The following is a 10,909-nucleotide window of genomic DNA, read 5'->3' on the forward strand; positions in this document are numbered from 1 at the left end:
TCAGCTGACGAAACGCGGCTGGTCCACCTCGAATGGAACCGGATCGCCTTCCGGATCGATGCGGATATGGGTGACATTATCGACAAAGGCGCGGGCTGAAGCCTCCCAGCTATGCTTTGCGGCAAAGGCGAGGCAGTCCTGCGGTGAAATGGTCAGCGCGGCGAGGCACGCGACCTGCAGATCGTCGTGCAACGAGCCGACCGGTGCCGTGCCGATCACGTCGCGCGGACCGGTCACCGGAAACGCCGCGACCGGCAGGCCGCTGGCCAGCGCTTCGAGCAGCACCAGCCCGAACGTGTCGGTCCGGCTCGGAAACACGAAGACGTCGGCGGCCGCATAGGCCTGCGCCAGTTGTTCGCCCTGCCTTGCCCCGAGAAACACCGCTTGCGGATATTTTCGCATCAGGGCAGCGCGCGCCGGTCCGTCGCCGACGATCAGTTTGGTGCCGGGCAGATCGAGGTCGAGAAACGCTTCGAGGTTCTTTTCCACCGCGACGCGGCCGACACAGAGAAAGATCGGGCGCGGCAGGCCGAGGTCAACGGGGCGCGGATGAAAAACGCTGGTGTCCACCCCGCGCGGCCACAGCACGACGTTGCGAAAGCCGCGGATGCGCAACTCGCTTGCCAGCGCCGGCGTCGCCGCCATCACCGCCTGGCCGGCATTGTGAAACCAGCGCAATCCCGCCCAGATCCAGGACTCCGGCACGGGCAAGCGCGCCGAGATATATTCCGGAAAGCGGGTATGAAAGCTGGTGGTGAACGGCATTCGATGTTGGCGGCAATAGCGCCGCGCCAGCCATCCGATCGGTCCTTCGGTGGCGATGTGAATGCTGTCGGGACGGGCCGCGGCGATCAGCCGGGCTAGCTTCCCCGGCGACGGCAACGCCAGCCGCAGGTCCGGATAGCTCGGCAGCGCGACGGTGCGGAACGATTGCGGCGTGATGAAACTGACATCGACGCCGAGCGGCCTGGCCGCCTCCGCCATCATGGTCAGCGTCCGCACCACGCCGTTGACCTGGGGATGCCACGCATCGGTCGCGACCAGGACGCGCATCAGGCCGCCCGCGCCGCAATCGCGGCCATCGGCGCGGTCCGCCGCAACGGGTCGGTCCAGCTGATGATCTCGAAGCGGCCGTCCTCATGCTCGACCAGCGCGGTACAGCTTTCCACCCAGTCGCCGCAGTTCATGTAGCGGATGCCGTGTTCATCGCGGATGGTGGCGTAGTGGATATGGCCGCAGATCACGCCGTCGGCATCGTGACGGCGCGCTTCGGCGGCGAGCGTCTGCTCGAACGCGCCGATGTAGTTGACGGCGTTCTTGACCTTGAGCTTGGCCCATTGCGACAGCGACCAATAGGGCACGCCGAACGCGCGGCGGAAGAAGTTGACCAGGCGGTTCATCCGGATCGCGAAATCATAGGCCTTGTCGCCGAGATGGGCGAGCCAGCGCGCGTTCTGCACCACGAGATCGAAAATGTCGCCGTGGATCACCAGATAGCGCTTGCCGTCGACGCCCTCGTGAATGGCGTCCTCGACGACGTCGATGCCGCCGAAATGGGTGCCGTAATAGTTGCGCAGAAACTCGTCGTGATTGCCCGGCACGTAGACGACCTTGGCGCCCTTGCGCACCTTGCGCAGCATTTTCTGCACGAAGTCGTTATGCGATTGCGGCCAGTACCAGCCGGACTGCAGCGCCCAGCCATCGACGATATCGCCAACCAGATAGATGGTGTCGGCATCATGGCAGCGCAGGAAATCCAGCAATTGGTCGGCTTGCGAGCCGCGGGCTCCGAGGTGAACGTCGGAGATAAACAAAGTGCGAAAGCGTCGCTCGGGACACTCTTCACTCATCACGTCACTTCCCATGCGCGAGCAGCTAGCAGGTTTCCATGACAGCGCGATGACGGCTTGCGCTGCCGATGAATCCTGCCGAATCAATTGCCTGATCCGAGAAAAGGGATAGCAGCGCCGTGCGACAGCCGGGCGACACCGTCTCCACACGTCGTCCCTGCGTAGCCTGGATGGAGCCAACGGTCGCGCGAATGCGCGCCCGTTGGCGCAATCCGGGTAGGAGCGTGAGGCTGGCCCCGGATTACGCCACCGGACGGCGCCGAGCGCCGCCCCGTGGCTTCATCCGGGCTACGGTTCGACGGATTGTTTCAAACTCAGTACTCGCGGCGCGGCCGCCGGTCGCGTTGTCGCGGCGGCTTTCGGGTGCCGGTGTAATATGGATTGTTGACGCATTGTGCGGCGCGGCCCGACGCCGACATCTGGCACTGTGGCAGCGAGGTATAGGCGCATTCGAAATAGTAATCCGTAAACCCCTGGTAGATCTGCAGGCAGACCGGATATTTCGGATCATAGGTCTGGGCCACAGCCGGCGCTGCGGTCAAAGCCGTCGCGACCGTCAAAATCGCCAAAGCGGAAATGCGCATTAGAACCTCCCTCGAGATCGACCATCGGGTCGCCACCGCGTGCACAGAACGCCGTCGGCTTCGAACCGTTCCTCTGGAGCAGGGAAGCACAGCCCCACCGCGTCGACAATCGTCGAAAGCCCGGACTCCCGATTTGCCGATCGAACCTTCGATGCTATGTTTCCCGTCGCTCAGCGGACCGGAGCTTCCTTCCCATGTATGCCCTGGCCATCGTTTTTTTCACCCTGCTGGCTGCCCTGCCCGCGCCGGCCCAGATCGCCCCGACCGAGGCCGAATTGCGCGCCTATGGCGGCCTGCATGCCGCCGCCGCCCGTGGCGACGTCGCCGACATCGAAAAGCGGATCGCCTCGGCCGAAGACAAGGAAGCCATCGACGATCGCCGTCGCACGCCGCTGCATGTCGCGGTCTACCAGAAGCAGCACGATGCCGCCCGCACCCTGATCCGGCTGGGCGCCGATCCGAACAAGCTTGAAATCGACCGCTACGACATCATCACCATTGCGGCGGTCGCCAACGACGTGCCGATGCTCAAGATCGCGCTCGAAGGCGGCGGCAATCCGAAGGCCGTCACCAGCCGTTACGACGGTACGGCCCTCATCGCGGCAGCCCATCTCGGCCACGCCGAAGTGGTGCGAACGCTGATTGCCGCCAAGGCGCCGCTCGATCACGTCAACAATCTGCAATGGACCGCGCTGATCGAATCCATCGTGCTCGGCGATGGCGGCAGGAACCACACCGAGACCTTGCGCGCGTTGGTCGACGCCGGCGCCAACGTCAATATTCCCGACGGCAGCGGCGCGACGCCGCTCAAGCTCGCGAGAAGCCGCGGCTATCGGGAGATGGTCGTCATCCTGGAAAAGGCCGGCGCGAAGTGACCGGGTCGCCGGCGTCGTCACGCCCCCAAAAATGCGGAAAATCGCGTAAGCGGGTCTGCCGGGCATGCGAGGACAGCCCCACTTGATTGAATGCGCCAATCTGTCCCGTTTTTTGCGCATTGCAGAAGCCGGACGATGCGATACCCTCGCCGAAAGTTCAGGGAGGAATCATGTCAACGAAATTCAATCGCCGTCACTTGATCGCCGGCGGTACCGCAGCCGCCGCGATGCCTTTCCTGACGCGCGGGGCTTCGGCGCAGGCCGCGTGGCCGTCGCGGCAAATCCGCATGGTCTGCAGCTATCCGGCCGGCGGGCAGACCGACCTGCTGGCGCGCGCCTTTGGCGATTTCATCTCCAGGCAGGTGGGGCAGAACGTCATCATCGAAAACAAGGCGGGCGCCTCGGGCTCCATCGGCGCGGCGGAAGTGGCGCGCGCGGCGCCGGATGGCCACACCATCCTGTGCTCGATCTCGACCACCTATGTGATGAACCGGGTGATGATGAAGAACCCCGGCTACGACATGGACAAGGACCTGACGCTGGTCAGCATCATCCCCGGCGCCGGCCTGCTGCTGATCGCGAGCCTCGAGTCCGGCGTCAAGTCGCTGGACGATTTCGTCGCCTTCGCGCGCAAGAAGGGCCAGGTGAACTTCGGCACCTACAGCGCGGGCTCGGCCCCGCACATGACGATCAATGAACTCAACAAGCAGTATGGCCTCAAGATCGAACCGATCCACTACCGGGGCGAAGCGCCGATGTGGACGGGCCTGCTGGACGGCACGCTCGATGTCGCGATGGGCAGCTATACGGCCGCACAGTCCGTCCTGCAAAGCAACAAGGGCGTCCTGTTCGCGGTGCATTCGAGAAAGGTCCCCGCGATCCCTGACGTCAAGACCCTGCCCGAACAGGGCGCGACGTCGAAGTTTTTCACCATCAGCGGATTCTCGGGCTGGGCGTTGCCGAAGGCGACGCCGCAACCGATCGTCGACCGGCTGTCGGAGCTCTGCGTGGCGGCCAACCAGGATCCGAAAGTGAAGGAAGTTCTCGCCACTTTCGCGCTCGATCCGGCGATCGGCTTCAAGGAAGCCAATGCCTTGTACCAGCGCGAATTGCCGATCTGGATCGAGAGTGGGCAGGCGCTCGGCTTGCCGCCGGCCTGATGGCCGAGGACAACCCGACCGACCAGATTTCACGAATCGAAGCGCGGCTGGAGGAGCTTGCCGCGGTCGCCGAGCAATGCCGGAAGATCATCCTGGTGTCCAAGGCGGCCATCGCCGCCGGCGCCGCCATGCTGCTCGTCACGATGCTTGGCCTGTTCGGATCCAGTGCGGCCGTCGCGCTGGGATCGATCGGCGCGATGCTGGGCGGAATCGTGGCGCTTGGATCGAACGTCAGCACGCTGCAGCAGACGATGGACGCCATCGGCACCGCCGAGGTGCTCCGTTCGGATCTGATAAGCGGGATCGAGCTTCGCGTGGTGGGTGACAGGCCCATGAAACTGGTTTGACGCGCCTGCGCGCGGCGCGTGCGACCGGAAAATCGGTGCTACACTTGTTCCCGGCAGGACGGCGAACATCCTGCCCGACTGCCACATGACCCGGGAGCAGCCATGACCGACAGCATCATGTTTCATGAGGGTAGCCGCCGGCTGCAGGACGAATTCGAAAGCCGCCGGATTTCCGATCGCCTGGAAGAATTCTGCCGCACGGAGTTCACGCCCGAGGACAGGGCCTTCATCGGGAGCGCGCCGTATTTCTTTCTGGCGACGGCCGACGCCGAGGGGCGGCCCGATTGCTCGTTCAAGGGCGGCATGCCGGGCTTCGTGGCCGTCACCGGCCCGTCCGAACTCGCATTCCCCGACTACGACGGCAACGGCATGTTCAAGAGCCTCGGCAACATCGTGGTCAATGCCGACGTCGGCCTGCTGTTCATCGCCATGCATGGCAGGCCGCAGCGCCTGCGTGTCAACGGCACGGCGACGGTGAACCGCGAGGATCCGCTGCTCGCCAGCACCGTCGGCGCGCAGCTGATCGTCCGCGTGACCGCGCGCGTGATCTTCCCGAATTGCCCGCGCTACATCCCGGACATGCAGCTGGTCGATCCCTCGATCTACGCGCCGCGACCGGGATACGATGCGCCCGAGCCGGCGTGGAAGGATTTTGAAGTTTTCAAGGACTGTGTCCACCCGCGCCAACCGACTTTTGGGGGGTGAGCGGGCGACCCTAATAAAACCCGTGGAAATGATGGATCGGCCCGTGGCCATGGCCGACGCCGAGCCGGTCCGCTGCCGCGATCGCGGCGCTGACCCAGGCCTTGGCATGGCGCACCGCGGTTTCCATGTCCTCGCCTTTTGCCAGACCGGCGGCGACGGCCGATGACAATGAACAGCCGGTGCCGTGGGTGTTTTGGGTGGCGATGCGCGGCGCCGCCAGCGCGATGGTGCCGCTGCCGGTGACGAGATAGTCGATGCTCTCGGCGCCCTGCCCGTGCCCGCCCTTGATCAGCACCGCCGGACAGCCCATCGCCAGCAGCCGCTTTCCCTGGCTCTCGATCGCGGCCTCGTCGGCGGCAACCGGCTCATTCAGAAGAGCGGCGGCTTCCGGCATATTGGGCGTGATCAGCGATGCCAGCGGAATGAGTTTTGTGCGCAAGGCGTCAACGGCTTCGGCTGCCAGCAGCCGATCGCCCGAGGTCGCGACCATCACGGGATCGAGCACGATGTGTTTCGGCGACCATTTTTGGAGTCCCGCGGCGATGGCATCGATCACGGCGAGGTCCGCCACCATGCCGATCTTGACGGCCTTGACGTCGAGGTCAGCGAACACCGCATCGATCTGCGCAGTGACGAAATCAGCGGGCACCTGATGAATACCGGTGACGCCCCGCGTGTTTTGCGCGGTCAGGGCGGTGATGACGGAGGCGCCGTAGACGCCGAGCGCGGCAAAGCTCTTGAGGTCAGCCTGGATGCCGGCGCCGCCGGAGCAATCCGAGCCGGCGATGGTGAGCGCGATGGGGATCGTCATGGTTCGGCTCGCGGCAATTTCGGCAATCCAGTGCGGGGCATGGTTTGTCCTAGCCCGACGCGCGCGCAGCGGCAAGTTGGCTTGCCAAAAGCCCCTGTATTGGGCTCATTCCAGCCACGCGTTTTCTTCACGCGAAGCGGTATCCACGTCGCCTGAAAACGCTATATTGCCCTCCAACACGACGCCCCTTGGAGACGACAGCGATGGTTCCCTTTTTCGTCCAGTTCAAATGCAAGCTCGGCCAGTCCTATGCCGTCGCCAATGCGATTGCGGAAGCCGAGATCGCCTCGGAGATCTATTCCACCGCTGGAGATTACGACCTGCTGGTCAAGTTCTACGTCGACAACGCCACCGACATCGGCCATTTCGTCAACGAGAAGGTGCAGGTCATTCCCGGCATCCAGGACACCCACACCATCATCACCTTCAAGGCGTTCGGCGGCAGCTAGGTTGCGGCGCGCTGCCACCGATCCCGTCAAGAAAGCGTTGATCTTGCAGGCTGAAACCGCCGTCACTTTTGATCGGCTGAAGGCTTTCATTCAGGAGGCGTTGGTCCGACTGGGCCTGCCCGACTCAGATGCCGCCACTGTCGCCGAACTGATGGCGCAGGCCGACCTGCAGGGTTCGGACGGACACGGCGTGAGCCGGCTGCCGCAATATGTCAGGCGCATCAAGGCCGGCGGCTTCAACGTCAGGCCCAACATCCGCCTGGTGCACGATCACCTCTCGACGGCGGTGTTGAACGGCGACAACGGCATGGGCCATCTCGTCATGAAGCGCGCGACCGAGATTGCCATCGAGAAAGCACGCACCACAGGCATTGCGTGGGTCAACTCGCAATTCTCCAACCATGCGGGTCCCGCCTCGCTTTACGCGAGCATGCCGCTCGCCCACGACATGATCGGGCTCTATTTCGCGGTCGGCAACGCCAACCATCTGCCGCCATGGGGCGGCCTCGACATGCTGCTGTCGACCAATCCGATCGCAGCCGCGATTCCGGCCGGCGACGAGCAGCCGATCGTGCTCGACATGGCGACCACGGTCGCCGCCTATGGCAAGGTCAAGACCAAGGCGCTGCGCGGCGAGACCATGCCGGAAGGCTGGATGATCGATCGTGAGGGCAAGCCGTTGACCGATCCGAAACGCGCCGACGAAGGCATGCTGCTGCCACTTGGCGGCATGGAGGCAGGCTACAAGGGATATGGGCTGGCGATGGTCATCGGCCTGCTCGCGGGCACGCTCGGCGGTGCCGCGATGGGCCGGGACGTCATCGACTTCAATCATGATGACGACAGCGTCACCAACACCGGGCAGGCCATCGCGGCGATCAACATCGCCGCCTTCGGCGACGTCGCCACCTTCAAGCGAAGCGTCGATGCGCTGGTGCGCGATATCAGGGGCAGCAGCCGAATGCCCGGGGTCGAGCGGATTTTCGTTCCCGGCGAGCGCAGCCATGCCACCCGCATGGCTAGGGCACGCGATGGAATTCCGATCGCTCCGGCGCTGATGCGCGGGCTGGATCAGCTCGCCGATCAACTTGGAATTGCGACACTGGCGTAGCTATCGCATTCCGCAACAGCCGGAAGGGTCTCACGCCGATCCCTGGTGCGCCGATTGGTCTTGTCCGTGTCTCGCTTCGGTCTTGCGGGAGCGCCGGAAATCCGCGAGCATTCGCGCCGACGCGAGCCTGTTTCCCCACGTGCTCCTTGGCACGCCCTTGCGGGAGCCGGGAAACATCGGCGACAAGCGTCTCAAGGCTGCAACGACAGCCGCAACGGGAGGAATGGAATGATCAAGCGTAAGATGATGCTGGCGGCCATCGCGCTGACCGGAACCGCGGTCGCGGCATCGACGGCGACGGCACAGGTTAAATTGCCACCCAACGTGACGATGACGGCCTATGACACGGGTACGTCGGGATTCAACATCACCGTCGCCGTCGGCAAGATGCTCAAGGACAAATACGGCACGGACGCGCGCGTGCTGCCCGCCGGCAACGACGTCGCCCGCCTGCAGCCGCTGCGCCTCAAGCGCGCCAGCATCTCGGCGATGGGCGTCGGGGTCTATTTCGCGCAGGAAGGCGTGTTCGAATTCGCGACCCGGGAATGGGGACCGCAGCCCATCCAGATCACGCTGAGTTCGATCGACTGCAACGGCCTTTCACTGGCGGTCGCCGCCGACACCGGCGTCAAGAGCTATGCCGACCTGAAGGGCAAGCGTATCGGCTTCGTGGTCGGTTCGCCCGCGCTCAACCAGAATGCGCTTGCCGTGCTGGCATTCGCCAATCTGACGGCGAAGGACGTCAAGATCGTCGAGTTCGCGGGCAACAACGCGATGTGGAAAGGCATCATCAACAACGATACCGATGCGGTATTCGGTTCGACGATCTCCGGGCCCGCCAAGGAACTGCAGACCTCGCCGCGCGGCATCACCTGGCCCGCCATGCCATTCTCCGACAAGGCCGGATGGGAGCGCATGCGCAAGGTCGGTCCGTATTTCACGGAGCACAAGGCGACCTGCGGCGCGGGTGAATTTTCGAAGGAAAAGCCGGTCGAGGTCGGCACCTATCCCTATCCAATCTACAGCGTCTATGCCAGCCAGTCCGAAGACGAGGTCTACATGCTGACCAAGGCGATGATCGAAGGCTATGACGGCTTCAAGGACAACGCGCCCGGCGCCAGCGGGCTTGCGGTGAAGGCGCAGGCCAAGAACTGGGCGGTGCCGACGCACAAGGGCGCGGTCAAGGCGCTGAAGGAAGCCGGCGCCTGGAGCGACGACCAGGAGAAGCACAACAACGCGCTGCTCAAGCGGCAGGAGACCCTGATCGCGGCGTGGGACGGTTTCATGAAGGGCACCCCGTCTGCCGATGCCGCCAAATTCACCGAGGAGTGGATGGCCGTGCGCAAGGCGGCGCTCGCCAAGGCCGGCATGGTCGATACGTTTTGATGCTTTGCCTCTCCCCGCTTGCGGGGAGAGGCCGACGCGCGAAGCGCGGCGGGTGAGGGGGACTCACCACGAACTGAGCCCGTGGAGAGTCCCCCTCACCCCGACCCTCTCCCCGCAAGCGGGGAGAGGGAGAAGAGCTACGACTTCTCCGCCTTCTTCGGCCGTGGCGGGCCCTCCACCGGCGGCAGCGATTTGATGTATTCCGCGATCGCCGCGCGATCTTCCACCGACAATTGCGAGGTGTTGCGGATCACGCGCGCCATCGATCCGCCGGCGGTGTCGCCGTCGGGCGTCATCCCGGTCTCGAGGAAATAGGCGATATCCTTGGCGCTCCAGTCGCCGAGCCGCTTCTGCGTGATGTTCGGCACCCAGCCCTCGCCTTCCGGGTTCGGTCCGCCGGCAAAACGTTGCGCCGCGACGATGCCGCCGAGAAAATTGCGCGGGCTGTGGCATTCGGCGCAATGGCCGAGGCCGCCGACGAGATAGGCGCCGCGATTCCACTGCGCCGAGCGCGCGGGGTCCGGCGCAAACGGCTTGTCGTCCATGAACAGGAATTTCCAGATTCCGATATTGCGCCTGACATTGAACGGAAACGGCACGCCGTGATCGCGCACCTTGCCGGACACCGGCGCCAGCGTCTTCAGGTAGGCGAACAGGTCTCTGATGTCTTCGACCCGGGCATGCGCGTAGGAAGCATAGGGAAAGGCCGGGAAATAATGTGCGCCCGAAGGCGCGGTGCCCTTGAGCACCGCGCTGACGAATTCGGCTTCGCTCCATCGCCCGATGCCATCGGCCGGATCCGGCGAGATGTTCGGCGAATAAAACGTGCCGAACGGCGACGGGATGGCGAGGCCGCCACCGAGTTTGAGCCGATCGGGCTGGCCCGGCACGGCATGGCAGGAGGAACATCCGCCGGCATTGAACGTTGTGAGACCGTTGGCCGGGTCAGGCTTGTAAGCCGGCAGCGAATTCGCAGCTACGGTCGCCGGAATCGTCAGCCACCAGAAGATCGCGCAGCCGATGACGGCCGCAACAACAAGACCTCGAAAAACAAGACTTTGGAAAATTCGCCGCAGCATTCACCGATCCGCCATCAAGGGTATGACCTGGCAGCCAGTATGACCGTTATTGCAGCGCTGCGCTGCCTGAAAATTGCGGCCGTTCAAACCGGCCCGCGGGAATAAATCCGCAATCCCGCTGTTTTGAAACTAACACCACCACGTCGCGTCAACAGGGAGAAAACCATGTCGAACACCAGGACCATGCTTGCAACGCTTGCGCTCGGAGCAACCCTTGCCTTTGCCGGACCCGCGTTCGCCGACAAGATGAAGGTGACCCTCGACGGCAAGGGAGCCGCCGTCGCCTCTGCCGGCAAGGGTACCGCCGACCTCGACTACGATCCCGCCAGCAAGAAGCTGAGCTGGAAACTGACCTATTCGGGGCTCTCCGGCCCGGCGACCATGGCACATTTCCACGGTCCCGCCGCACCCGGCGCCAACGCCGGCGTCGCTGTGGCGATCCCCAACGCCACCTCGAGCCCGGTCGAAGGCAGCGCGATCCTGACCGACGCCCAGGCGGCCGACCTGATGGCCGGCAAGTACTACATCAACGTCCACACCGCAGCCAATCCG

Annotated in this window: 13 protein-coding genes; 8 read left to right on the forward strand and 5 right to left on the reverse strand. The window is 64.2% G+C overall.

All coding sequences use genetic code 11. The features are described 5' to 3' along the window. From Q7T45_RS20775 to Q7T45_RS20785, 3 genes are all read right to left on the reverse strand, one after another. Entirely contained in the window at positions 1-1,053 is a 1,053-nt protein-coding gene (locus Q7T45_RS20775; RefSeq protein ID WP_304873167.1) for a glycosyltransferase family 1 protein, read from the reverse strand. Then, positions 1,053-1,865, reverse strand: coding sequence for a UDP-2,3-diacylglucosamine diphosphatase (locus Q7T45_RS20780; protein WP_304873170.1), 813 nt, complete (start codon positions 1,863-1,865; stop codon positions 1,053-1,055). The genes Q7T45_RS20775 and Q7T45_RS20780 overlap by 1 nt, the downstream gene beginning before the upstream one ends. A 299-nt stretch (positions 1,866-2,164) precedes the next feature. After that, complete coding sequence (locus Q7T45_RS20785) at positions 2,165-2,434, reverse strand: DUF3551 domain-containing protein (protein WP_304873172.1); 270 nt, start codon at positions 2,432-2,434, stop codon at positions 2,165-2,167. Positions 2,435-2,628: 194 nt separating this feature from the next. On the opposite strand from Q7T45_RS20785, the gene Q7T45_RS20790 reads away from it, so the two are divergent. From Q7T45_RS20790 to Q7T45_RS20805, 4 genes are all read left to right on the forward strand, one after another. Continuing rightward, positions 2,629-3,309: an ankyrin repeat domain-containing protein gene (locus tag Q7T45_RS20790; RefSeq protein WP_304873173.1), complete on the forward strand. Its 681-nt coding sequence runs from the start codon at positions 2,629-2,631 to the stop codon at positions 3,307-3,309. A gap of 170 nt (positions 3,310-3,479) precedes the next feature. Continuing rightward, entirely contained in the window at positions 3,480-4,469 is a 990-nt protein-coding gene (locus tag Q7T45_RS20795) for a tripartite tricarboxylate transporter substrate binding protein (protein WP_304873175.1), read from the forward strand. Then, positions 4,469-4,816 (forward strand): hypothetical protein, encoded by a 348-nt coding sequence (locus Q7T45_RS20800; protein WP_304873176.1) that lies wholly within the window; start codon positions 4,469-4,471, stop codon positions 4,814-4,816. The genes Q7T45_RS20795 and Q7T45_RS20800 overlap by 1 nt, the downstream gene beginning before the upstream one ends. A 102-nt stretch (positions 4,817-4,918) precedes the next feature. Further along, positions 4,919-5,521 carry a pyridoxamine 5'-phosphate oxidase family protein gene (locus Q7T45_RS20805; protein ID WP_304873178.1) on the forward strand — a complete coding sequence of 201 codons (603 nt, stop codon included), beginning with the start codon at positions 4,919-4,921 and terminating at the stop codon, positions 5,519-5,521. 10 nt (positions 5,522-5,531) lie between these two features. Here the strand turns inward: Q7T45_RS20805 and thiD are convergent, their stop codons facing one another. Then, entirely contained in the window at positions 5,532-6,332 is an 801-nt protein-coding gene (thiD, locus tag Q7T45_RS20810; RefSeq protein WP_304873180.1) for a bifunctional hydroxymethylpyrimidine kinase/phosphomethylpyrimidine kinase, read from the reverse strand. Positions 6,333-6,535: 203 nt separating this feature from the next. On the opposite strand from thiD, the gene Q7T45_RS20815 reads away from it, so the two are divergent. The 3 genes from Q7T45_RS20815 (at position 6,536) to Q7T45_RS20825 (ending at position 9,278) form a co-directional block, all read left to right on the forward strand. Then, complete coding sequence (locus tag Q7T45_RS20815) at positions 6,536-6,781, forward strand: Lrp/AsnC family transcriptional regulator (protein WP_304873181.1); 246 nt, start codon at positions 6,536-6,538, stop codon at positions 6,779-6,781. 43 nt (positions 6,782-6,824) lie between these two features. Next, entirely contained in the window at positions 6,825-7,892 is a 1,068-nt protein-coding gene (locus Q7T45_RS20820) for an Ldh family oxidoreductase (protein ID WP_304873183.1), read from the forward strand. Positions 7,893-8,120: 228 nt separating this feature from the next. Continuing rightward, positions 8,121-9,278: a TAXI family TRAP transporter solute-binding subunit gene (locus Q7T45_RS20825; protein WP_304873184.1), complete on the forward strand. Its 1,158-nt coding sequence runs from the start codon at positions 8,121-8,123 to the stop codon at positions 9,276-9,278. A gap of 137 nt (positions 9,279-9,415) precedes the next feature. On the opposite strand, the gene Q7T45_RS20830 is transcribed toward Q7T45_RS20825, so the two are convergent. Further along, positions 9,416-10,357, reverse strand: a complete 942-nt coding sequence (locus Q7T45_RS20830) for a cytochrome c (protein WP_304873186.1) — start codon at positions 10,355-10,357, stop codon at positions 9,416-9,418. A 165-nt stretch (positions 10,358-10,522) separates the two neighbouring features. Here Q7T45_RS20830 and Q7T45_RS20835 point away from each other — a divergent pair. After that, positions 10,523-10,909: CHRD domain-containing protein (locus Q7T45_RS20835; RefSeq protein ID WP_304873187.1), on the forward strand; the 387-nt coding region annotated here is incomplete at its 3' end.

Source organism: Bradyrhizobium sp., assembly GCF_030646015.1.
Taxonomy (GTDB): domain Bacteria; phylum Pseudomonadota; class Alphaproteobacteria; order Rhizobiales; family Xanthobacteraceae; genus Bradyrhizobium.